Genomic DNA, 21341 nt, shown 5'->3' on the forward strand with positions numbered 1-21341 from the left:
GCAGGCCACAGCAATGCCTTTTGAAGATGACTTCAGCAATGCCCTGCGGGAGGCGGCCGACGCCTCCGAGCCGCCGCCGGTCCAGCTGATGGCCGCCGGCGCCGCCCAGCGCGGCCGTCGCACCAAGCGCCGCCGCGCCATTCTCACCGCGACCGCCTCGGTGGCGGTGCTGGCCGTCGCCGGCACCTTGGCCGTCCAGTCGCCCCCGGCCTCTTCGCACTCCGCGGTCACCGACCTGAGTGCGGCGGCCTCCGTCAGCGCCTCGGCCTCCGTCGATCCGAAGCCGGTGACCGGCGATCAGATGCTGGCCCTGTTCAAGTCCAAGCTGCCCGCCGGCCTCCAGCTGAGCGCACCACGGAGTCAGGGTACCGAGCAGAACGACGCCGGCGCCGTCCAGATGGCACTGGCCGCCTACACCGCGGCCGACGGCCAGGGCAAGGGCACGGTGGAGATCACCGTCACACGGCAGAAGGCCGACCTCAACACCAAGGACCTGGCCTGCGATTCGACCTGGCAAGGCTGCACCCGCACCCGCCAGGCCGACGGCAGCTACCTGCGGTTGGACCTGCCGCCCAAGGCCGACGGATCGCACCCCGACCAGGGCGCCGCAGGGTCGCAGCTGTGGGCCGTGCAACTGCAGCGGCCCGACGGCACCGTGGTGACGGCCAGTTCGAGCAACATCCCCGCCCCGGGGCAGGGCTCCACGATGGCGAACGGCCCGTTCCTGACGGCCGACCAGCTCAAGGCGCTTGCCCTCGATCCGGTCTGGCCGCAGGTGGGCGCCGCGCTCGGCGCCCCGCATGACGTCCCGGACACGAAGGGGTCGCCCACCGAGGACTGGGTGGGGCTGCCGTACGACGACATCCTGCGCACCGCCGCGCCGCTGCTGCCGTCCGGCCTCACCGAGCAGCAGATCCCCGGCGTCGCGAAGGATGCCGGTTTCGGCTCGTTCCTGGTCGACGACGGCCACGGCAAGAGCCTGATCCGGGTGGCTGTGGAGGACTGGAGCGTCTACAAGCAGAACCCGTTCGACCCGCCGATCGACGGCGAGTTCACCAACGCCGCCGTCCTGCCGAACGGCGACAAGCTGATCTCCGGCACCGACAGCCACTACAAGGGCGAGGTCCGCAACTTCGCCGAGGTCCTGACCCCGCAGCACCTGATGGTCGTCGTCGAATCGTTCAACGGCACGTCCTTCACCGCCGACGAGGTCACCCGCAGTCAGCCCGCGCTGTCCGTGGACCAGGTCAAGGCGATCGCCACCAGCCCGACCTGGCACGGCCCCGCGAAGTAGCACCTGGCGAGGGAGCAGGGTGCGCCGGTCCGCCGCGGGGGCGGACCGGCGCCTCCGGTGTACCTCTCCTACATCGGATCCACCTGCCGCAGCCCCTCCGCGTCCAACTGCAGCCACCGGGTCAGCCCGAGCCGCCGCAGGAACCGCACGTCATGGCTGACCACCAGGAACGCACCGCGGTACGACTCCAGCGCCTCGGTGAGCTGGCGCATGCTGGCCAGGTCGAGGTTGTTGCTGGGCTCGTCGAGCAGCAGCAACTGCGGCGGCGGGTCGGCGAGCAGCAGCGCCGCCAGGGTGGCGCGGAACCGCTCGCCGCCGGAGAGCGTGCCGGCCGGCTGGTCGGCCCGCCGCCCCCGGAACAGGAACCGCGCCAGCCGGGCCCGCACCAGGTTGTCGCTGATCCCGGGCGCCAGCGCCTTGACGTTGTCCACCACGCTGAGCTTGTCGTCCAGCAGGTCGAGCCGCTGCGGCAGGTACCGGATGGTCACCGGGGTGAGCATCTCTCCACCGAGCGGTGTGAGTTCACCGGCGATGGTGCGCAGCAGGGTGGTCTTGCCGGCGCCGTTGCCGCCGACCAGGCCGACCCGTTCGGGGCCGCGCAGGGTCAGGTCGACGGTGCCGCCGTGTGCCAGCGCGACGTCTGCCATCCGCAACACCGTGCGCCCCTCGGGGACTTCGGTGCGCGGCAGGTCGATCCGGATCTCGGCATCCTCGCGGAACGCCTCCTCCGCGGCGACCAGCCGCTCCTGCGCGTCGGCCAGCCGGTCGGCGTGCAGGTTGCGGTGCTTGCCCGCGGAGACCTGGGCCTGCCGCTTGCGTTCGCCCATCACGATCTTGGGCTCCCGCTTGTTCTCGTACATCTTCTTGCCGTACCGCGCCCGCCTGGCCAACTTCACTTGGGCCTCGGCGAGTTCGCGTTTCTGCCGCTGCACATCGCTCTCGGCGACCCGGACCATCCGCTCGGCCGCCTCCTGCTCAACGGCGAGCGCGGCCTCGTACTCCTCGAAGTTGCCGCCGTAGAAGGTGACTTCGCCGTCCCGCAGGTCGGCGATCTGGTCCACGTAGGAGAGCAGCTCCCGGTCGTGGCTGACGATCACCATGACCCCGGAGTAGCTCTCCACCGCCTCATAGAGCCGGGCGCGGGCGGAACGGTCCAGGTTGTTGGTCGGTTCGTCCAGCAGCAGCACATCGGGGCGGTCCAGCAGCAGGGCGGCCAGGCGGAGCAACACCGCCTCGCCGCCGGAGAGTTCGCCGACGGTCCGGTCCAGCCCGAGCTTGCCCAGGCCGAGCTTGTCCAAGGTGGCCGCGGCCCGCTCCTCGACGTCCCAGTCGTCGCCGAGCACGGCGAAGTGCTCCTCGGCGACGTCCCCGGACTCGATGGCCCGCAGCGCCTCCCGGCGGGCCCGGATGCCGAGCGCCTCGTCCACCCGAAGACCGGTATCCAGCGCCAAGTCCTGCGGGAGGTAGCCGAGTTCGCCACCGATCCGGACCGATCCGGCGGTCGGGGTGAGCTCGCCGGCCAGCAGCCGCAGCAGGGTGGACTTGCCGGCCCCGTTGAGGCCGATCAGACCGGTCCGGCCGGGACCGACGGCGAGGTGGAAGTCCTCCAGCACGGGCTTGCCGTCGGGCCACTCGAAGCTGAGGTCGGTGCAGAGGATCGCGGTGGTGGGTGATGCCATGGGGGCCTCCTGCGAGGTTGCGCGAGTGTGGGAACGAGCAACACGGGAGACACCGCGAGGAGGGCGAGGCGAGGGCAGCGGAACGGAAGGCATCCCACACGGGGACGGGCTCCACACCGAGATCGCAGGCACGCTCCATGATCCGCGCGAATACCCAGCGCGAGAGCGGTGTCTCAGGACCTCAGTAGAGCAACGGCCTTCTCCATACCTTCCGGCGAACCAACGACAGCAACGGTACGTCCGGTCCGCCGGACACGCAAAGGGTTTTCCCGGGGTGGTGCGCGCGCCGGCTCGACCGCCGGTCGTCACCGGCGCGCCACCCGTGCCGAATGCGCGCCGGCCCTAGCGGATGCCGCCCGCCACCGCCTCCCGTGCGGCCGCCGCCAGGCCGCTGGTCCACGGGTCCCCATGGCCCGGCAGGACGGTGCCGACCTCGTACCCGGCGATCTTCTCCAGCGAGGCCAGCGCCGCGCCGCTGTCCTGGGTGAAGGCACGGCAGATGACGCACGGTCCGACCCGTCCGACCACCGAGTCGAGGGTGACCAGTGCGTCGCCGGTGAAGGCGGTGGCGGCGCCCGGGAAGAGGTAGCTGGTGCTGCCACGCGTGTGCCCCGGCGTGTGAACGGCCAACGGAGCCCCGGGCAGATCGAGTTGGCGGTCGTCGCTGAAGGTCCGCAGCTGCCGTACCGCCGGGGTGCGCAGGGCTCCCGAGCGGGCCAGGTGCAGCGGCGGGCGCAGCGCGCTCGGGCGGCGGACCGCGTAGCCGAGCAGGGACCGCTCCGGCTTCCAGACCTTGGTGAGCCTGCGCGGCTCGGCCAGGATCGGCGCGTCCGACTCGTGCACCCAGACCTCGGCGCCGGCAGCCACCCGGACGCGTTCGGCCAGGCCGACGTGGTCGGGGTGGCCGTGCGTGATCAGCACCGCCGCGATGTCGGTGATCGGCCGGTCGATCCGGCGCAGGGTGTCGAGCAGACGGTCCCAGTGCGCGGGCAGTCCGGCGTCGACCAGCACCAGGGCCGGACCGGCGTCGACGAGGTAGAAGTTGACCAGTTGGTCGCCCAGCCGGTGGACGGTCGGGACGGAGGCGGTGGCGGAAGAGGTGAAGTCGGTCATCGTGCTCACCGGCCCAGCTCGATGCCGGTGCCGGGCAGGGCGGCGATCTGCTCGGCGCCGAGCAGCCGCGCCGCCGTCCAGGCGCCCGGCGCCGGGGCGTCGAGCAGCCTGGTCGCGGTCGCGGCGGCCAGCGCCGCGGTGAATGCGAACCCCTCGCCCGTGCGCAGCTCGGCCGTGTGCCGCCGCCCGTCCACATCGTTGATCTCCGCGTAGCCGTAGGAGCGGCCGTCCGGCTCGCCGGCGCCGCGCGGCACGGCGTACGCGGTGATGTCGGGCGCGCCGCTGGCCTGCCGCGCCGCCTCCAGATCGCCCACCGGCACCGGGATGACGGTGCGCGGCGCACCGCCGAAGACGAGCGTGGTGGCGCCGTTGCCGAGCGGGGCGCGCACCAGCTCGCCGGCGCGGTACGTGGTGGCGCCCTCGGCAGCGGCCGCGGCGACGGTGCTGCGCACGCCCTCGGTGTCGTACGCGCTGCCGGCGGCGGAGGCGACCACCACGCGGGCGGCGCGGATGCCCGGTTCGAGCAGCGCCAGGACCAGCGCCTCGGTGGCAGCCGGACCGAACCCGGCTCCGGTCACCAGCGCCACACCCCGCCGGCGCGCCTCGGCGTCCCGGTCGAGCACGGCGCGCACGGCGGCGCGCTCGTTGGCGAGGTCCAGGTACGGCGTGCCGGCGGCCAGGCAGGCCGCCATCACCGGCGGCGCCAGTCGGGCGAACGGGCCGACCGTGTTGACCAGCACCCGCCCCGCCGCCGCCATCGCGGCCAGCGAGTCGGGGTCCGCGAGGTCCACGGCCAGCACGGAGACCGCGTCACTGTCGAGCCGCGCCGCGGCCTCGCCGAGTCGGGCGGCGTCCCGGCCGGCGAGTGCCACCCGCGCGCCCTGCCGCACCAGGTGGTCCGCGATCAGGGTGCCGGTGGTACCGGACGCGCCGAGTACGACGAAGTCATTTCGCATGGTCATGCCCTTCCGCTGGGAGTGGAACCCGTCGATGGGTGAAATCATGACACAACATCGATGTCATGTCATCAATGTCGCTGCATCAATGTCGTGTCATTGATATGCTGACTCCACACCGAGGCCACGCCGAGCGAAGCGAGGGACAGCCCATGACCGCCGACCGCAGCCACCCCACCCGGGCCGCCCGCGACGAACTGCGCTACCTGCTCCTGGCCGCGCAGCGCGAGGGCAGCCGCAGGCTCGGCGACGCCCTGCGCCCGCTGGGCCTGACCCCCTCCCAGGCCGAAGTGCTCGACGTCCTGACGGCCCATCAGCCCATCACCCTGGCCGCCCTCGGCCGGCTCCTCGTCTGCGAACAGGGCAGCCCGAGCCGCCTGGTCGACTCCCTGGTCCAACGCGACCTGGTCAGCCGCGTACCGCACCAGCAGGACAAGCGCGCCGTCCTGATCGAACTCACCGACACCGGCAGCGCTCTGGCCGCCCAACTCGGCGAGGCCACCGGCCGCCTCACCGCCGAGATGGCCGGCCGCTTGTCCCCGCAGGACGTCGACACGCTCACCGCACTGCTGCACACCCTGCTCGACGGCAGCGAGGTCCTGGAGGGCATCCGCAGCCGCTTCCCCCACTGAGACCCGCGAGGGCGACGATCGAGCAGCGCCCCGAGCACCGGCGGGCCGCAGTCGTGAGCATCCTGCGTTGGGCGCTGCCCAGGGGCACGGTCCCGACGGCGACTGCGGTGAGGCGGTCCAGCGGTCGACCGTTCAGCCTGACAACGGCGCGGGGCTGAGCGTCAGCGACCCCTCCGACCGCTTCGACCGCTTCGAGCGCTTCGAGCGCTTCGAGCGGGAGGGGGAGGCGACCGCGACCCGGGCGCTGTCGGGCGCCGCCCCGTACTTCGCCGAGGCCGCCCACCAGGACAAGGCGTCCCTGACCAGCGCCCGGCGTCCCGACCCGGGGCCCGGCACGACGGCGGACGACCACACCGGCTTCGACCCGTTCGGCCCGGACATCGACCTCGGTTCGGCTCGGACTGAACCGCCGGGCTTCAGCGTGGCGTCGATCGTCGCCTGTCCGCTGCTCCTTGGTCGCCTCGGCCCGGTGGTCTTGCCGACGTTCGTGACGGGGGCCCGGCGCTCAGAGCGCGAGCCACCGCCCGTCCTCGAACTCGGCGGGCACCTCGTCCACCCAGGGGTCGATGCCGCGCCGCTCCAACTCTGCGAACCAGCGGTCCCGTTGTGACTCGGGCAGCCGCCGGCCGCACCATGGGCAGAACTCGATCCCGATGATCGACGCACCGCCGTCATGGATGATCAGCCCGTACTCCTGGTACTTGGCGGCGAAGTGGACGAGGGCGTCGGGACACTCGAACGGGTCGTCGTGCTGGTCGCACTGCCGGCCGGCGTGGTACGTCATGGTTTCGCAGCAGTGGTGGGCCATGGCCTCGACTCCTGGTCGATCGTCACGTGGTCGACGTCGAAGTAGACCACGGCCGGAACGCACCTCGAGTCCCGGCTCAGTCGAAGGCACCCCGGAGGAACTCGGTGACCTCCGTCCGTGCGGCCTCGGCGGGCTGCCCCACCACGCCGGGCAGGCTGAGGAAGGCGTGCCCGGCGTCCGGGTACTCGGTGAGCCGCACCGACGTCCCGGCCGCGCGCAGGCGTTCGGCGTAGCGGCGGCCGTGGTCGGCGAGCGGGTCACGGGCCGGCAGCACCACCAGCGCCGGGGCGAGACCGCTCAAGTCGTCGGCGTGCAGCGGTGAAACAGCACCCGGGTCAGCACCAGGCAGCACGGCCAGGCGCTGGATCAGGCGCAGTTGGGGCACGGTGAGCGTCGGGCTCTGGGCGTACTCGGTGATCGAGGGGTGGTCGAACATCGCCTCGGTCACGTCGACGACGGGGTTGACCAGCACCTGCGCCCTCAAGTCCAGGCCGGCCCCGCGGGCCCGGGTGGCGGCCAGCGCGGCGATCAGACCGCCGCAGCTCTCACCGAAGACGGCGACGCGCGCCGGATCGATGCCCAACTCCTCAGCGTGGCGCACCACGTGGGAGAGCTCCTGCCAGCCGTCGTCGACCGCCGCCGCCAGCGGGGTGTCCGGGGCGAGCAGGCGATGTTCCACCGAGACGACCACGGCGGGCAGCCGGGCGGCGAGGTGGCTGTTGACCCAGTCACTCTGCACCGCCGTGCCCACGAACCCGCCCCCGTGCACGTGCACCACCACGGGCAGGTCACCGTGCTGCTCGGCCGACGTCGGCCGGTGCACCCGGACCGGGAGGCGGCGGCCCGGCAGCGCCAGCTCCTGCCAGTCGATCACCGCCTCCGGGTCCGGCTCCCCGGTGAACGCACGCATCGCCGGCGATGCCCGCCTGCGGTTCTCCCTCTCCCGGTAGGCGGCCAGTTCCCCGGCGCTCATCGCCACCCAGTCCGGCTGTTCCGCTAATGCCTGGCTCATGTCGTCTCCGGTCGCGTAGTTTCGATACCTGAGGTTTCGATACCTAAGGTAGCGTAACGAGCTACCCTGGGGAAATGCCTTCTTCCCCCCGGCCTCCCGGCCGCCCGCGCACCGGCGTCACCACCGAGGTCTTCGCCGCCACCCTGCGCACCGTCCAGGAGTTCGGCTACGCCCGTGCCACCGTGGAGCGCATCGCCGCCAGGGCCGGAGTCGCGAAGACGACGGTCTACCGCCGCTGGCCCTCCAAGGGCGAGCTGATCGTGGACTGCCTGCTCGACGCGTTCGGGCCGGCGCCCCTCGAGAAGGACGCCGGCCGGGCCGAGCTCATGTCCACGACCATCCGCTGGATCGCGGCGAAGATCGGCGAGCCCGGGGTGGGCGACGCCTTCGCCGGCGTCTTCAGCGACGCCGTCAGCGACCCGGCCCTGCGGGAGGTCCTGGCCGCGCGCTTGCAGGAGCCCTACCGGCTCGCCCTGCTGAGCGCGCTCGACGAGCCCTCGCAGCGGGTCCTGTTCTTCATCGACGTCGTCGTCGGCACCCTGCTGCACCGGATGGGCATGACCGGCGAGCCGATGGTCGACGCCGACGTCGACGCCCTGGTCGAGATGGTGCTGCGGTACTTCGCCGCGGAGGACCAGCCGGCCGACCTGCCCCGGAAGGCCGATCCAGGTGCCCCGCTAAAATCGGCCCCATCATGAGCGCGACTCTCGTAACCAAGGACCTGGCCGCCGGCCACGGTGAGCGGACCCTCTTCAGCGGCCTCGACCTGGTGGTGGCGCCCGGGGAAGTGGTCGGCCTGGTCGGGGTGAACGGCGCCGGCAAGTCGACGCTGCTGCGGCTGCTGGCGGGGCTGGACCGGCCGGAGCACGGGAGCATCGCGCTCAGCCCGCCGACCGCCACCGTGGGCCACCTGCCGCAGGAGCCCGAGCGCCGCCCCGGCGAGTCGGTGCGCGCGTTCCTGGAGCGGCGCACCGGAGTGGCCGCCGCCCAGGCGGCGCTCGACGCCGCCACCGAGGCGCTGGTGGCCGAGGCCCCGGGTGCCGACGACGCCTACGCGGACGCCCTGGACCGCTGGCTCGATCTGGGCGGTGCCGACCTCGCGGAGCGCGCCGAGCAGGTGGCCGACTCGCTCGGCCTCACCGTCAGCCTGGACCTGGAGATGGCCTCGCTCTCCGGTGGCCAGGCGGCCCGCGCGGGGCTGGCCTCGCTGCTGCTCTCCCGCTACGACGTCTTCCTGCTGGACGAGCCGACCAACGACCTGGACCTGGACGGGCTGGAGCGGCTGGAGGCGTTCGTCCGGAACCTGCGCGCCGGCACCGTGCTGATCAGCCACGACCGCGAGTTCCTGGCCCGCACGGTGACCCGGGTGCTGGAGCTGGACCTGGCGCAGCAGCAGGTCAACCTCTACGGCGGCGGCTACGAGTCGTACCTGGAGGAGCGGGCCCGGTCCCGCCGGCACGCCCGTGAGGAGTACGAGGAGTACGCGGACACCAAGGCGTCGCTGGAGGCCCGCGCCCGGATGCAGAAGTCCTGGGCGGACAAGGGCACCCGCAACGCGCTGAAGAAGAGCCCGGACAACGACAGGATCCGCAAGGCCGCCGCGGTCTCCTCCTCCGAGAAGCAGGCCGCCAAGGCCAAGCAGACCCAGCGGATGATCGAGCGCCTGGAGGTGGTCGAGGAGCCGCGCAAGGAGTGGGAGCTGCGGATGGAGATCGCCGTCGCCCCGCGCTCCGGCTCGGTGGTCGCGACGCTGCGCCAAGCGGCCCTGGACCGTGGCGACTTCAGCTTCGGCCCGGTGGACCTGCAGATCGACTGGGCGGACCGGGTGGCGATCACCGGCGCCAACGGGTCGGGCAAGTCCACGTTGCTGGCTGCCCTGTTGGGGCGTCTAGAGCTGGACTCCGGCCAGGCGTCGCTGGGTTCGGGCGTGGTGGTCGGCGAGGTCGACCAGGCACGCGGTCTGTTCTTCGGCCAGGAGACCCTGCTGGCCGCGTTCGGCGCCGCCGTGCCGGAGCTGAACGAGGCCGATGTCCGCACCCTGCTGGCCAAGTTCGGCCTCAAGGCGGTGCACGTGCTGCGCCCGGCCGACACCCTCTCCCCGGGCGAGCGGACCCGGGCGGCGCTGGCGCTGCTGCAGGCGCGCGGGGTGAACCTGCTGGTGCTGGACGAGCCGACCAACCACCTCGACCTGCCGGCCATCGAGCAGTTGGAATCGGCGCTCGCCTCCTACACCGGCACCCTGCTGCTGGTCACCCACGACCGCCGGATGCTGGAGTCGGTCGCGGTGAACCGCCGGATCTCGATGGCCGACGGGCAGCTGACGGAGGTTTAGACCACCTCGGGTGGGTGGATACCCGTCATGTGACCACCCACCCCACCGTCCCGCTGCACCCGCACGTGGTGCCGCCGCACCAGGCCGAGGCGCGCGCCCGGGGCTTCCACGACGTCATGGCCCGCCGCCGGACCGTTCGCGACTACTCCCCGCGCCCGCTGCCGGCGGGCGTGCTGGAGTGGGCGATCCGTACCGCGGCGACGGCGCCCAGTGGCGCGCACGTCCAGCCGTGGCGGTTCGTGGTCGTCACCGATCCGGAGCGCAAGCGGCGGCTCCGCGAGGCGGCGGAGGCCGAGGAGCGCGAGTTCTACGAGCACCGCGCCTCCGAGGAGTGGCTGGCCGCGCTCGCCCCGATCGGCACCGACTGGCACAAGCCGTTCCTGGAGGACGCGCCGGCCGTGATCGTCGTCTTCGAGGTGCACAAGGGCCCCGACTCACCGCGCCCCTACTACACCAAGGAGTCGGTCGGCATCGCGGTCGGCCTGCTGCTGGCCACCCTGCACCAGGCCGGCCTGGCGACCCTCACCCACACCCCGAGCCCCATGCGGTTCCTCAACGCGGTGTGCGAGCGCCCGCCCGAGGAGCGCGCCGCCTATGTGATCCCGGTCGGCTACCCGGCCGACGGCGCCCGAGTGCCGCACCTGCACCGCAAGGAGCTGGACGAGGTGCTGGTGCGGCTGTAACACGGCGAAATCCGCTGGGCGGCGACCGGAACCGGCTGCCATGATGCTTGACATGAACCACACTGACGACGGCCCTGTCAGTCTCGCGCCGGCCACCACCGCCCGGCCGCCCGAGCTGCTCGACCTGCCCGACGGATTCGTACTGCGCCGCCGCACCCTGGCGGACGCCGACACCGTCAACGAGGTGATCGTCCGCGACCTCGACCACCTGCGCCCGTGGATGGCCTGGGCCGCGAACGCCCCGACCCTCGAGCGCTCCCGGGAGATGACCAAGATCGGCTGGCAACTCTGGGAGGACGGCACCGACTTCATGTACGTGCTGGGCCGGGCCGACCAACCGGGCAGTGTGCTGGGCATGTTCGGCCTGCACCGGCGGATCGGGCCGGGCGCGATCGAGATCGGCTACTGGGTGGCCCGCGAGTACACCGGCCGTTCGCTGGCCACCAACGGCGCCGCCGCGCTCACCGGGGCCGCCCTGGCGCTGCCCGACATCGAGCGGGTGGAGATCCACTGCGACCAGGCGAACGCGGCCAGCGCCGCGGTGCCGCGCAAGCTGGGCTACCGGCTCGATCGGGTGCACGAGGAGTCTCCCACCACCCCGGCCGAGACCGGCAAGAAGCTGATCTGGATCAAGGAGCGGGCCGCCTGCTGACGCCCGCCGCCGCGGAATCACACCGCGACCACCCCGGCCCGGCCGGCCGGCTCACAACCGGACCACCGCGGCCCGGCCGGCCGGCTCACAACCGGACCACCGCGGCCCGGCCGGCCGGCTCACAACCGGACCACCGCGGCCCGGCCGGCCGGCTCAGGCCCGGACCATCGCGGCCCGGCTGATCAGCGTCTCGGTGTCCACCCCCGTCGGCAGCGTGCCGAAGGCGGCGCCGTGGTCGCCGCCCAGCCGGGAGACGCAGAACGCGTCGGCCACCGCCGCCGGGGCGTGCCGGACCAGCAGCGCGGCCTGCAGCGTGACGGCCAGCTGCTCCACCACCCGCCGGGTGCGGTACTCGATCTCGCTGGTGTCGCCGAGCTGCTTGCGCAGCCCGGCGACCGCCGCGTCCAGGTGGCGGTCGGCACCGGCCACCGCCTCCAGCTCGGCGAAGAAGGCCTCCACCGAGCGCGGGTTGCGGGCCATCGCGCGCAGCGCGTCCAACGCCGCGACGTTGCCCGAGCCCTCCCAGATCGAGACCAGCGGCGCCTCCCGGTAGATCCGGGGCATGCCGGACTCCTCCGCGTAGCCGTTGCCACCCAGGCACTCCAGCGCCTCGGCGGCGTGCGCCGGACCGCGCTTGCAGGTCCAGTACTTGGTGACGGCCAGCGCCAGTCGGCGGAAGTCGGCCTCGTCCTCGTCACCGGCCAGCGAGCGGTCGGTGGCCTCGGCCAGGCGCAGCGCGACGGTGCTGGCCGCCTCCGACTCCAGGGACAGGTCGGCCAGCACGTTGCGCATCAGCGGCTGGTGGATCAGTTCGGCGCCGAAGGCCTTGCGGTGGCTGGCGTGCTGCACGGCCCGCTGGACGGCCACCCGCATGCCTGCGGCGGCGCCCAGGGTGCAGTCCAGCCGGGTCATGTTGACCATCTCGATGATGGTCCGCACTCCGCGCCCCTCCTCGCCGACCAGCCAGCCGACCGCCTCCTCGTACTCCAGCTCGGACGAGGCGTTGGAGCGGTTGCCGAGCTTGTCCTTGAGCCGCTGGATCCGCAGGGCGTTGCGGGTGCCGTCCGGCAGCACCCGGGGCAGCAGGAAGCAGCTGAGCCCGCCCGGCGCCTGGGCCAGGGTCAGGAAGACGTCGGACATCGGCGCCGAGGTGAACCACTTGTGCCCGGTGAGGTGGTAGGTGCCGTCGCCGGCCGGCAGCGCCACCGTGGTGTTGGTCCGCACGTCCGAGCCGCCCTGCTTCTCGGTCATCGACATGCCGGCGATCAGGCCGCGCTTGCCGTGCGGCTCGCGCAGGCCGAAGTCGTAGTGCGGGGCGGCCAGCAGCGGCTCCAGCCAGGCGGCCAGCTCGGGGGTGGTGCGCAGGGCCGGGACGGCGGCGTAGGTCATCGAGATGGGGCAGCCGTGCCCGGCCTCCACCTGGCTCCACAGGTAGAACTTGGCGGCCCGGGCGGTGTGCGCCCCCGGGCGGGCGTCCTGCCAGGGCGCGGCGTGCAGGCCGTGCTCGACGGCGACGGTCATCAGCTCGTGCCAGGCCGGGTGGAACTCGACCTCGTCGATGCGGTGGCCGAACCGGTCGTGGGTGTGCAGCACCGGCTCGTGCTCGTTGGCGAGGCGCCCCCACTCGGCGGCCTGCTCGGTGCCGGCCAGCCGGCCCAGCTCGTGCAGCTCGGGCAGCACCCAGTCGGCCCCGGCCCGGTGCAGCGCGGCGAGCATGGCCGGATCCTCGGCGGTGTTGTGCCCGTACGGCAGCGGAACCTGGTTGGTGACCTCGTGGGTGTGCGGCACGGCCTGCTCCTACTCGTGAGTAAGTGTCAGTCCCAGCGTGCCTCATCGTCCGCGGATTGGGGAGCCCCCACCGGCAGCGGCTGCCCGGGTACCAGCGGGGTCAGCTGCTCGACGTCCCAGCGGCGGCGCAGCTCCTCGACGGCACCGACCGGGGGCGCACCGTCGGCGAGCAGCTCGAACAGCTCCTCGAAGTAGCGCTCGTGGTCGGGTGGCGGGGCGGCCTGGAAGAGCATCCGGGCCGGGGTGGGGCCGGCGTTGGCGAAGCCGTGCGGGCAGCCGGGCGGCACGTGGATCAAGGCGCCGGCGGTGCCGCGGCGCACCCTATCGCCGTCCGCGGAGCGCCAGTCCTGCCAGCCGCCGGCGGTGCGCACCTCGGGTTCGAAGGCGAACATGTCCACCTCGCCCTCCAGCACGTAGAAGAACTCCTCGCTCTTGGTGTGCCGGTGGGCACCGACGTCGAAGCCGACCGGGACCACCACCTCGAAGAGCGAGCCGACGCTGCTCCGCTCCCCCGTGATCTTGAAGGTGACGTGCTGGGCCGGTCCGAGCAGCGTCCGTCCGCCACCGGGCGGCAGGACCAGGCCGCTCAACGGGCGGCTCACCAGGTGACCGGCAGGGCGCGCGGTCCGCGGATCAACTCGCCCTTGCGCCACGGCACCTGATCGGCCGGCACGGCGAGTCGCAGGTCCGGCAGGCGGTTCAGCAGGGCCCGCAGCATGGTCTGGGTCTCCATCCGGGCGAAGGCCGCGCCGACGCAGTAGTGCGGGCCGTGGCCGAAGGCCAGGTGCGGATTGGGCTGCCGCTCGAAGTCCAGCTCGTCGGGGCGCTCGAAGACCGCCGGGTCGCGGTTGGCCGCCAGGTAGGAGGAGTGCACGGCCTCGCCCTCCTTGACGATCACTCCGCCCAGTTCGACGTCCTCGGTGGCGATCCGGGCCTGGCCGGTGGCGTTGCGGTGCGGCAGCCAGCGCAGCAGTTCCTCCACCGCCTGCGGCAGCAGCTCCGGCTCGTCGAGCAGCCGCCGCCACAGGTGCGGGCGGGTGAGCAGGATGTAGGCCATGGTGCTGCTGTTGAAGCGCACCGAGTTCATGCCGCTGATCTGCATCAGCACCGCGAAGGCCACCAGTTGCTCGCGGGTCAGCTCGCCGTCCCGCTCGCCCTGGACCAGGTGGCTGAGCAGGTCGTCCTGCGGATCGGTGTGCCGCTGCTCGGCCAACTCGTCGAGGTAGGCGCCGATCTCCTTCTTGGCCCGCTCGCTCTCCTCGGGGCTGCGCGAGGCGGTGATGATCCGCACCGTCCAGTCGGCGACCTGCTCGCGTCCGGCCTCCGGGATGCCCATCAGCTCGCTCATGCCGTGCAGCGAGAACGGGGTGTAGTAGTGCTCCATCAGGTCGGCCGGCGGACCGTGGTGGACCATCGCGTCCAGCAACCGGTCGGCCAGCGCCTCGGAACGCGCCCGCCGGGCCTCGATCTGCTTGCCGGTGAAGGCCCGGGAGGCGGCCCGGCGCAGCTTGGTGTGCTCGGGCGGGTCGGCGAAGCCCACCGCGTCCTGCAGCGGGATCGGGTTGGGCGCCAACCTGGTGACGTCCTGCTGCAGCAGCCTGGTCCGGCTGAACCGCGGGTCCGAGGTGACCTTGGTGACGTCGGCGTACTTGCCGGCCAGCCAGGCGTCACCGGTGCCGTGCGGCAGTCGGATCCGGCCCAGCTCCTCCCGGGTGAGAGTGTCGTGCAGCACCGGGTCGAAGTCCAACTCGTCCAGTTCGTCGACGGTCCAGAGGACCGGTTCGTTGTCCGACATCCGAAGCCCTTTCAGTTCAGTCGCTCGCGTCGGCGGTCGATCCAGGTGCCCAGCGACATCTCGGCCGTGATGCCAGGGCCGAAGCCGGCCACGATGCCGCGGTGCCCGCTGATCGCGGTGTCCTCGTCGAAGAGCCGGCCCAGCGCGTCCAGGACCACGGCGCTGGCGATGTTGCCGTACTCGGTGAGGGTGGCCCGGCTGTGCCGGAAGGCCTCGCCGGGCACCTCAAGGAACCGGCTGAGGTCGTCCAGGATCCGCGGGCCGCCCGCGTGGATGATGTAGAAGTCCAGGTCGGCGGCCTTCCAGGCGTGCTCCTCGGCGAGCGCCTCCAGCGCCGGGGCCAGCGGCTCCATGGTGCCGGGCACCCGCTTGTCCAGCTGGAAGTGGAAGCCGGTGGAGCGCACCGCGTAGGAGATCCACTCCTCGGTCCCGGGGATCAGGTAGGAGCCGTTGCGCTCCAGCCGCATGCCCCAGCCCTGGTCGCCGCCGCGCACCACGGCGGCCGAGACGGCGTCCCCGAACAGGCCGTCGGAGAGCAGCTGGCCGACTCCGAGGTCGGTCGGCTGGTAGCAGAGCGAGCAGAACTCGCAGGCCACCACCAGGGCGTTGCAGTGCGGGTAGGCGGTGCAGAAGTCGTGCGCCCGGTTGATCGCCGCGCCGCCGGCCGCGCAGCCGAGTTGGGCGATCGGCAGCTGCCTGGTCTGCGAGCGGAAACCCATCTCGTTGATCAGCCAGGCGGTCAGCGACGGCATGCTGAAGCCGGTGCAGGAGACGTAGACGATGAGGTCGACCTGATCGACCGTCAGCTCGGCGTGGTCCAGGGCGCGTTGCACCACCCGCGGGACCCGTTTGCGCGCCTCGGCCTGGAACAGCAGGTTGCGGCTCTCGAAGCCCGGGTGCTCCAGGGTCCGCTCGATCGGCTGGACGATGTGCCGCTTGCGCACGCCGGTGTTGCTGATCAGCCGCAGCACCAGGTCCAGGTCCCGATGGTCGCGGTGCCGCTCGCGGGCGATCGCCAGGGTGTCGTCCATCGTGATGATGTGCTCCGGCACTTCTGTCGCCGGCCTGCAGAGCACTGCCATGTCTTCCGCCTCGCCGCACCGTTCCAGCAACTACCTGTCACCATAACCATACGATGCGTATACGGTCCGTAGTCGCTCACGCCACACGGAGAGCCGCCACTAGGATCCAGCGGTGACCAACAGCCCTGAGCTCATCAGCCCGCCCGAGGACCGGTACCCGGCGCTGTTCGCGCCCCAGCGCTGGGAGTGGGGCGGTATCGACGCCCGGTTCGCCGCCACCCTGCCGCCCGATGGACTGATCACCAACATTCACCTGATCGGGTTCGTCGACGACCGGGTGGTGCTCTGCGAGGACAGCCGCGGCCACTGGTTCCTGCCCGGTGGCACCCGTGAGGCCGATGAGACGGTGCTCGACTGCCTGGTCCGCGAACTGCGCGAGGAGGCCGGGGCCCGGCTGTGCGGCGAGCCGGTCTGGATCGGCGCGCACCGCGCGGTGACCGACCGGCCCGCCCCCTACCGGCCGTGGCAGCCGCACCCGGAGAAGGCCTGGCTGTGGGGCTGGGCCGAAGTGGAGCTGGACGGCCCGCCGACCAACCCGGACGACGGCGAGCAGGTCGTCCAGGTCCGGGCCATGCCGGTCGCCGAGGCCGCCGGGCTGATGGCCGCCGAACCCTGGCGGGCCGAACTGATCAGGCTCGCCGCCGACCTGCGCCGGGCATGACGCAGCGGGGGCGCGCCGCCGGCCCGCCCCCGCTCCTTCGTCGTCCGGGCCTAGCGGCCCAACCCGGCCCGGCGCAGCGCGTCGGCCATGGCGCTGTTCACCGGCGCCGGCGCGGAGGAGCCCGAGCCGCGCCGGTCCTGGCGCGGCGGGCGCGGCCCGCGCTCCCGTCCGCTGCCGCCCTGGCCGCCGCCGCGGGCCGGCTGCGCCTCGTCGTCGAGGCGCAGCGACAGGCCGATCCGCTTGCGCGGCACGTCGACCGAGACCACCTTGCAGGTCACCACGTCACCGGGCTTGACCACCTCGCGCGGGTCCTTGACGAACTTCGAGGAGAGCGCCGAGACGTGCACCAGGCCGTCCTGGTGCACGCCCACGTCGACGAAGGCACCGAACGCGGCGACGTTGGTCACCACCCCCTCCAGCACCATGCCGACCACCAGGTCGCCGATGGTGTCCACGCCCTCCTTGAAGGTCGCGGTGCGGAACGCGGGACGCGGGTCGCGGCCCGGCTTGTCCAGCTCGCCCAGGATGTCGGTGACGGTCGGGATGCCGAAGGTCTCGTCGGCGAACTCGGCCGGCTTCAGGGCCCGCAGCGCCGCCCCGTTGCCGATCAGCTCCTTGACGGTGCCGCCGGTCTTGGCCAGGATCCGCCGCACCACCGGGTAGGCCTCCGGGTGCACCGCGGAGGCGTCCAGCGGGTCGTCACCGCCCGGGATCCGCAGGAAGCCCGCGCACTGCTCGAACGCCTTCGGGCCCAGCCGGGCCACGTCCTTGAGCGCCTTGCGGGTGCGGAACGGGCCGTTGGCGTCGCGGTGCGCCACGATGTTGTCGGCCAGCGTGGCGGTCACCCCGGAGACCCGGGTGAGCAACGGCGCGGAGGCGGTGTTGACGTCCACCCCGACCGCGTTGACGCAGTCCTCGACCACGGCGTCCAGCGAGCGGGACAGCTTCACCTCGCTGAGGTCGTGCTGGTACTGGCCGACGCCGATCGACTTGGGGTCGATCTTCACCAGCTCGGCCAGCGGGTCCTGCAGCCGGCGGGCGATCGACACCGCGCCGCGGATCGACACGTTGAGGTCGGGCAGCTCCTGGGAGGCGTAGGCCGAGGCGGAGTAGACCGAAGCGCCGGCCTCGGAGACCATCGCCTTGGTCAGCTTCAGCTCCGGGTGGCGCTTGATCAGCTCCTCGGCGAGCTTGTCGGTCTCCCGGGAGGCGGTGCCGTTGCCGATCGCCACCAGCTCCACGCCGTGCGCCCCGGCCAGCTTGGCCAGGGTGTTCAGCGCGGCGTCCCACTTGTTGGCCGGCTGGTGCGGGTAGACCGTGTCGTGCGCGACCACCTTGCCGGTGGCGTCCACCACGGCGACCTTGACGCCGGTGCGGAAGCCCGGGTCCAGGCCCATGGTGGCGCGGGTGCCGGCGGGCGCGGCCAGCAGCAGGTCGCGCAGGTTGGCGGCGAACACCTTGACCGCCTCGTCCTCGGCCTCCTGGCGCAGCCGGCCGCGCAGGTCCAGGCCGAGCCGCACCAGGATCCGGGTGCGCCAGGCCCAACGGACCGTGTCGCCCAGCCACTTGTCGGCCGGGCGGCCGTGGTCGGCGATCCCGAACCGGGCGGCGATCCGCTGCTCGTAGTCGCGCTCGTCCGGCAGGTCGGCCTCCTCGCCCTCGTAGGGCGACAGGTCGAGGTCGAGCACCTCCTCCTTCTCGCCGCGCAGCATCGCCAGGATCCGGTGCGAGGGCAGCTTGGTGTAGGGCTCGGCGAAGTCGAAGTAGTCGGCGAACTTGGCGCCTTCCTGCTCCTTGCCCTCACGGACCCTGGCGACCAGCCGGCCGCGGGTCCACATCCGCTCGCGCAGCGAGCCGATCAGGTCGGCGTCCTCGGCGAACCGCTCGACCAGGATCGACCGGGCGCCGTCCAGCGCGGCGGCGGCGTCGGCGACCTGCTCGTTGGTGAAGGTCCCGGCCAGCGCCACCGGGTCCTGGGTGGGGTCGGCCAGCAGGGTGTCGGCCAGCGGCTCCAGGCCGGCCTCCCGGGCCGCCTGCGCCTTGGTGCGCCGCTTGGGCTTGAAGGGCAGGTAGATGTCCTCCAGGCGGGCCTTGGAGTCGGCGGCCAGGATCTGCGCGCGCAGCGCGTCGTCCAGCTTGCCCTGGGCCTCGATCGACTCCAGCACCGCGGTCCGGCGCTCCTCCAGCTCCCGCAGGTAGCGCAGCCGCTCCTCCAGGGTGCGCAGCTGGGCGTCGTCCAGCTCGCCGGTGACCTCCTTGCGGTAGCGGGCGATGAACGGCACGGTCGCCCCGCCGTCCAGCAGCTCGACGGCCGCCCTCACCTGCCCCTCCCGGACCCCGAGCTCCTCGGCGATCCGCCGCCCGACTGCTACTTCGGCTGGTGTGGTCACGAAGCCGGTCACCTTCTCCAGAGTGTCTCTGCACGTACGCACGCATTCTGTCAGCTGTACAGTCCGCGTATGGATGACGCGCTGCTGGACCGGCTGGGGAACGGCAAGTACCTGCTGATCACCTCCTACAAGAAGGACGGCACGGCGGTGGCCACCCCGGTGTGGGTGGTCCGCGACGGCCGGACGCTGGGCGTCTGGACGGTTGCCGACAGCTGGAAGGTCAAGCGGATCCGGCGCCGGCCCGAGGTGCTGGTCGGGCCGTGCGACCTGCGGGGCAATCCGACCGGCGAGTCGGTGCCGGCCACCGCCGAGATCGTCGACGCGGCCCCGTACCGTCCCCTGCTGGCCCGCAAGTACGGACTGCTCGGCCGGTTGAGCCTGCTGGGCAGCCGGCTGCGGCGCGGCTCTCAGGGGACGGTCGGCCTGCGGATCACTGTGAAGGACTGAGTACCTCAGTGCCTTTGGGAAGTGTCGCGGCGGGGTGGTATGCAAGAGGTGGGTGGACCCCGGCGGCTCTCTCGCCAGGGTCCACCCACCCGTCTACTCAGCCGTCACCGCTGGACCGGGAACTCCCCCGCCTTGATGGCGTTGACGAAGTCCCGGAACACCGCAGGGGCGAACTCCAAGATCGGGCCGCAGCCGTGCTGCTTGGTGTCGCGCACCGGAATGGTGCCGGCCGGGGTACGGCCGACCTCGATGCAGTTGCCGTTCTGACCGCCGGAGAAGCTGGACTTGCGCCAGTCGAAGCCACCCTGGTCGAGGGCCGTGCCGTATTGCATGATCGTCCTTCCAGGTGTCCCTGGGTGCCCTACGCAGCCAGGATTGCCTGCAAGTATGACCGGCTGGCGGCCGGGTCCAGTGCCTGGGACACCAGGAGTTCGAACTGTCGGGCGTGACGCTTGAGGGTTCCGGCGTCGTCCGTGAACGACAGCGAGTTCTCGTAGTAGACCACAGCGTCTCCTGGCTCTTCCGAGAGGTGGAACAGCACGCACGGCCCGTCAGTTCCGACGTGGTACCCGGTTTCCTCGGTCATGACCTGGATGGTGACGTTCGCGAGCTCGCAGAGCTTGAGAAGGTGGTGGATCTGGCCCCGCATCACCGACTCGTCGCCGACCATCATGCGCAAGGCACTCGCGCCGATGATGAACCAGAACTTCGGGGCGTTCGTGGCCGTCAGTAGTTGCTTGCGCCGCTCACGGCTCTCCACTGCCTCGGCCAGAGACAGCGGATTGTCCTCCTTCCACAGGAACTTGGCGCGGGCCAACAGCGCCTTGGTGTAGTCCTCGGTCTGGAGCAGGCCGGGGATCACCGACGGTTCCCAGTTTCGGATTGACTTCGCCATCAGCTCGGCCTCGACCAGGTAGGCGAACGCCGGGTGCAGGTTCGCGCCGATCGCAGTCCACCAGCCGCGCTGCTTGCTCTGCCGCGCCAGTTGCTTCAGAGGCTCGACCTGTTCGGTCGACAACTTGTAGAGGGAAGCGTACGCGAGGATGTTGGCGACGCTCACCTTGGTCTCGCCGGTCTCGTGGCGAAGCACGGAGAACGCTGACAGCTCGAGTTCGGCGGCCACCTGCTCCCTGGTGAAACCGTGTTGCTCCCGGAGACGTCGCAGGCGCCGGCCGAGGACCTGCGCGAGGAACGGCACGCCCGTGGCGCTCTTGGTCTTCGCTGGCATGGGCCACCCCTATCAGGTCTCACTGACTCTTCATCAAGTCTGGTGCACCCTACAAGAAAGTGTCAGCTCCGCGGATTGCAAAATTGCAGACCGCCGACAGTTGCATTATCGCCTCGAGTGCGGGACCGTAGCAGGGCACGCACCGACAGTGGCTGAAGTAGCACTCTTGGTGATCAAAAGCTGTGCGCTCACCGGGGGTTTCCCATGAATGAGTCACTGTGCCCTGCCCTGCACCCGGGCGCTCCATTGGCACCACGCCAGTCGCTACAGCTGGTTCTGCACGTGGCCCCAACCCTGGAGGATGCCGCCGAGACGCGGCGCCGCCTGCTCGACGGCATCGCCCGCTGGGGCCTGCCCCTGCCTCAGGAGCGGATGCAAGACGTGCGGCTGCTGGCCAGCGAGGTGATCAACAACGCCGTCCTCCACACCGGCAAGCCGGCGATCGTCTCCGCGACCTGGGACGGTGCGGTCGTCCGGGTAGCGGTCACGGACGAGAGCATCCAACAGCCGGTCGTCCCCGGACACTCCGACGAGGATCCTGACGCGCACCCCGACGAGGAGCGGACCCACGGCCGAGGAATCTCGCTGGTCATGGCTCTGTCCGACACCTGGGGCGTCGACACCGATGAGGACGCGGGCACGAAGACGGTGTGGTTCGAGTGCGGGCCCTGGCACCCGCTGTCCCCACCGCTACCGGCACCGGTGATCGCGGTACCGAACCCGACCGCGAGGCGCACACCGATTCCGCACTCGTAACGACACCGGACCGCTCGCGCCCGTCTCCATCCC

General features: G+C 71.9%; 22 protein-coding genes. 10 read left to right on the top strand and 12 right to left on the bottom strand.

The window, feature by feature from the left end:
• Positions 1–13: 13 nt before the first annotated feature.
• Positions 14–1294, top strand: a complete 1281-nt coding sequence (locus LN042_RS09255; RefSeq protein ID WP_230050308.1) for a hypothetical protein — start codon at positions 14–16, stop codon at positions 1292–1294.
• A gap of 68 nt (positions 1295–1362) precedes the next feature.
• On the opposite strand, the gene LN042_RS09260 is transcribed toward LN042_RS09255, so the two are convergent.
• The 3 genes from LN042_RS09260 to LN042_RS09270 all read right to left on the bottom strand — a co-directional run bounded on the left by LN042_RS09260 (position 1363) and on the right by LN042_RS09270 (position 5048).
• Positions 1363–2973: an ABC-F family ATP-binding cassette domain-containing protein gene (locus tag LN042_RS09260; protein ID WP_230050310.1), complete on the bottom strand. Its 1611-nt coding sequence runs from the start codon at positions 2971–2973 to the stop codon at positions 1363–1365.
• 342 nt (positions 2974–3315) lie between these two features.
• On the bottom strand, positions 3316–4086 hold the full coding sequence (locus LN042_RS09265) for an MBL fold metallo-hydrolase (RefSeq protein ID WP_230050392.1): 771 nt from the start codon (positions 4084–4086) through the stop codon (positions 3316–3318).
• A gap of 5 nt (positions 4087–4091) precedes the next feature.
• Positions 4092–5048, bottom strand: coding sequence for a saccharopine dehydrogenase NADP-binding domain-containing protein (locus LN042_RS09270; RefSeq protein WP_230050312.1), 957 nt, complete (start codon positions 5046–5048; stop codon positions 4092–4094).
• A 146-nt stretch (positions 5049–5194) separates the two neighbouring features.
• Here LN042_RS09270 and LN042_RS09275 point away from each other — a divergent pair, with 146 nt between their 5' ends.
• Together LN042_RS09275 and LN042_RS09280 are read left to right on the top strand one after the other, a co-directional pair.
• A complete protein-coding gene (locus LN042_RS09275; RefSeq protein ID WP_230050314.1) occupies positions 5195–5674 on the top strand; it encodes a MarR family winged helix-turn-helix transcriptional regulator in 480 nt (159 codons plus the stop codon).
• A 67-nt stretch (positions 5675–5741) separates the two neighbouring features.
• A complete protein-coding gene (locus LN042_RS09280; RefSeq protein ID WP_230050316.1) occupies positions 5742–6284 on the top strand; it encodes a hypothetical protein in 543 nt (180 codons plus the stop codon).
• Here the strand turns inward: LN042_RS09280 and LN042_RS09285 are convergent.
• Both LN042_RS09285 and LN042_RS09290 read right to left on the bottom strand, forming a co-directional pair.
• Complete coding sequence (locus LN042_RS09285) at positions 6180–6482, bottom strand: DUF6980 family protein (protein ID WP_230050318.1); 303 nt, start codon at positions 6480–6482, stop codon at positions 6180–6182. The two genes, LN042_RS09280 and LN042_RS09285, sit on opposite strands and share 105 nt — an antisense overlap.
• Before the next feature lie 76 nt (positions 6483–6558).
• Positions 6559–7494 carry an alpha/beta hydrolase gene (locus LN042_RS09290; RefSeq protein WP_230050320.1) on the bottom strand — a complete coding sequence of 312 codons (936 nt, stop codon included), beginning with the start codon at positions 7492–7494 and terminating at the stop codon, positions 6559–6561.
• Positions 7495–7568: 74 nt separating this feature from the next.
• Between LN042_RS09290 and LN042_RS09295 the strand changes: the two genes are divergently transcribed.
• From LN042_RS09295 to LN042_RS09310, 4 genes are read left to right on the top strand one after another with little or no spacing between them, the layout of a single operon-like run.
• Positions 7569–8192 carry a TetR/AcrR family transcriptional regulator gene (locus tag LN042_RS09295; RefSeq protein WP_230050322.1) on the top strand — a complete coding sequence of 208 codons (624 nt, stop codon included), beginning with the start codon at positions 7569–7571 and terminating at the stop codon, positions 8190–8192.
• Positions 8189–9826 (top strand): ABC-F family ATP-binding cassette domain-containing protein, encoded by a 1638-nt coding sequence (locus LN042_RS09300; RefSeq protein ID WP_230050324.1) that lies wholly within the window; start codon positions 8189–8191, stop codon positions 9824–9826. Before LN042_RS09295 ends, LN042_RS09300 begins: the two co-directional genes overlap by 4 nt.
• Positions 9827–9855: 29 nt before the next feature.
• A complete protein-coding gene (locus LN042_RS09305) occupies positions 9856–10509 on the top strand; it encodes a nitroreductase family protein (protein ID WP_372495700.1) in 654 nt (217 codons plus the stop codon).
• Positions 10510–10561: 52 nt separating this feature from the next.
• A complete protein-coding gene (locus LN042_RS09310) occupies positions 10562–11161 on the top strand; it encodes a GNAT family N-acetyltransferase (RefSeq protein ID WP_230050326.1) in 600 nt (199 codons plus the stop codon).
• A 153-nt stretch (positions 11162–11314) separates the two neighbouring features.
• On the opposite strand, the gene LN042_RS09315 is transcribed toward LN042_RS09310, so the two are convergent.
• Genes LN042_RS09315 through LN042_RS09330 form a run of 4 tightly spaced genes read right to left on the bottom strand, consistent with a single transcriptional unit; the run spans position 11315 to position 15826 of the window.
• Positions 11315–12949 (bottom strand): isovaleryl-CoA dehydrogenase, encoded by a 1635-nt coding sequence (locus LN042_RS09315; RefSeq protein WP_230050328.1) that lies wholly within the window; start codon positions 12947–12949, stop codon positions 11315–11317.
• A 26-nt stretch (positions 12950–12975) separates the two neighbouring features.
• On the bottom strand, positions 12976–13551 hold the full coding sequence (locus LN042_RS09320) for a cupin domain-containing protein (RefSeq protein WP_230050330.1): 576 nt from the start codon (positions 13549–13551) through the stop codon (positions 12976–12978).
• Positions 13548–14744, bottom strand: coding sequence for a cytochrome P450 (locus LN042_RS09325; RefSeq protein ID WP_230050331.1), 1197 nt, complete (start codon positions 14742–14744; stop codon positions 13548–13550). The genes LN042_RS09320 and LN042_RS09325 overlap by 4 nt, the downstream gene beginning before the upstream one ends.
• An 11-nt stretch (positions 14745–14755) precedes the next feature.
• Entirely contained in the window at positions 14756–15826 is a 1071-nt protein-coding gene (locus tag LN042_RS09330; RefSeq protein WP_230050332.1) for a type III polyketide synthase, read from the bottom strand.
• Positions 15827–15938: 112 nt separating this feature from the next.
• Here LN042_RS09330 and LN042_RS09335 point away from each other — a divergent pair, with 112 nt between their 5' ends.
• The gene (locus LN042_RS09335; protein ID WP_230050334.1) at positions 15939–16487 is read left to right on the top strand and encodes an NUDIX hydrolase; all 549 of its coding nucleotides are present in this window, start codon (positions 15939–15941) and stop codon (positions 16485–16487) included.
• A gap of 50 nt (positions 16488–16537) precedes the next feature.
• Here LN042_RS09335 and LN042_RS09340 read toward each other — a convergent pair whose 3' ends face one another.
• On the bottom strand, positions 16538–18877 hold the full coding sequence (locus LN042_RS09340; protein WP_230050336.1) for a Tex family protein: 2340 nt from the start codon (positions 18875–18877) through the stop codon (positions 16538–16540).
• Positions 18878–18946: 69 nt separating this feature from the next.
• Here LN042_RS09340 and LN042_RS09345 point away from each other — a divergent pair, with 69 nt between their 5' ends.
• Entirely contained in the window at positions 18947–19324 is a 378-nt protein-coding gene (locus LN042_RS09345) for a PPOX class F420-dependent oxidoreductase (protein ID WP_230050338.1), read from the top strand.
• A 104-nt stretch (positions 19325–19428) separates the two neighbouring features.
• On the opposite strand, the gene LN042_RS09350 is transcribed toward LN042_RS09345, so the two are convergent.
• Together LN042_RS09350 and LN042_RS09355 are read right to left on the bottom strand one after the other, a co-directional pair.
• A complete protein-coding gene (locus tag LN042_RS09350) occupies positions 19429–19656 on the bottom strand; it encodes a DUF397 domain-containing protein (RefSeq protein WP_230050339.1) in 228 nt (75 codons plus the stop codon).
• 29 nt (positions 19657–19685) lie between these two features.
• Positions 19686–20552, bottom strand: a complete 867-nt coding sequence (locus tag LN042_RS09355; protein WP_230050341.1) for a DUF5753 domain-containing protein — start codon at positions 20550–20552, stop codon at positions 19686–19688.
• Positions 20553–20834: 282 nt separating this feature from the next.
• On the opposite strand from LN042_RS09355, the gene LN042_RS09360 reads away from it, so the two are divergent.
• Positions 20835–21308, top strand: coding sequence for an ATP-binding protein (locus LN042_RS09360; RefSeq protein WP_230050343.1), 474 nt, complete (start codon positions 20835–20837; stop codon positions 21306–21308).
• Positions 21309–21341 lie beyond the last annotated feature (33 nt).

The organism is Kitasatospora humi (assembly GCF_020907985.1).
Lineage (GTDB): Bacteria > Actinomycetota > Actinomycetes > Streptomycetales > Streptomycetaceae > Kitasatospora > Kitasatospora humi.

What these genes read in the sequence shown, in the direction of transcription:
- LN042_RS09325 (WP_230050331.1), bottom strand. Translation starts at nt 14,744, where the DNA reads ATGTCGGACAACGAACCGGTCCTCTGGACCGTCGACGAACTGGACGAG.
- LN042_RS09300 (WP_230050324.1), top strand. Translation starts at nt 8,189, where the DNA reads ATGAGCGCGACTCTCGTAACCAAGGACCTGGCCGCCGGCCACGGTGAG.
- LN042_RS09270 (WP_230050312.1), bottom strand. Translation starts at nt 5,048, where the DNA reads ATGACCATGCGAAATGACTTCGTCGTACTCGGCGCGTCCGGTACCACC.
- LN042_RS09295 (WP_230050322.1), top strand. Translation starts at nt 7,569, where the DNA reads ATGCCTTCTTCCCCCCGGCCTCCCGGCCGCCCGCGCACCGGCGTCACC.
- LN042_RS09355 (WP_230050341.1), bottom strand. Translation starts at nt 20,552, where the DNA reads ATGCCAGCGAAGACCAAGAGCGCCACGGGCGTGCCGTTCCTCGCGCAG.
- LN042_RS09260 (WP_230050310.1), bottom strand. Translation starts at nt 2,973, where the DNA reads ATGGCATCACCCACCACCGCGATCCTCTGCACCGACCTCAGCTTCGAG.
- LN042_RS09265 (WP_230050392.1), bottom strand. Translation starts at nt 4,086, where the DNA reads ATGACCGACTTCACCTCTTCCGCCACCGCCTCCGTCCCGACCGTCCAC.
- LN042_RS09290 (WP_230050320.1), bottom strand. Translation starts at nt 7,494, where the DNA reads ATGAGCCAGGCATTAGCGGAACAGCCGGACTGGGTGGCGATGAGCGCC.
- LN042_RS09310 (WP_230050326.1), top strand. Translation starts at nt 10,562, where the DNA reads ATGAACCACACTGACGACGGCCCTGTCAGTCTCGCGCCGGCCACCACC.
- LN042_RS09285 (WP_230050318.1), bottom strand. Translation starts at nt 6,482, where the DNA reads ATGGCCCACCACTGCTGCGAAACCATGACGTACCACGCCGGCCGGCAG.
- LN042_RS09275 (WP_230050314.1), top strand. Translation starts at nt 5,195, where the DNA reads ATGACCGCCGACCGCAGCCACCCCACCCGGGCCGCCCGCGACGAACTG.
- LN042_RS09255 (WP_230050308.1), top strand. Translation starts at nt 14, where the DNA reads ATGCCTTTTGAAGATGACTTCAGCAATGCCCTGCGGGAGGCGGCCGAC.
- LN042_RS09330 (WP_230050332.1), bottom strand. Translation starts at nt 15,826, where the DNA reads ATGGCAGTGCTCTGCAGGCCGGCGACAGAAGTGCCGGAGCACATCATC.
- LN042_RS09345 (WP_230050338.1), top strand. Translation starts at nt 18,947, where the DNA reads ATGGATGACGCGCTGCTGGACCGGCTGGGGAACGGCAAGTACCTGCTG.
- LN042_RS09350 (WP_230050339.1), bottom strand. Translation starts at nt 19,656, where the DNA reads ATGCAATACGGCACGGCCCTCGACCAGGGTGGCTTCGACTGGCGCAAG.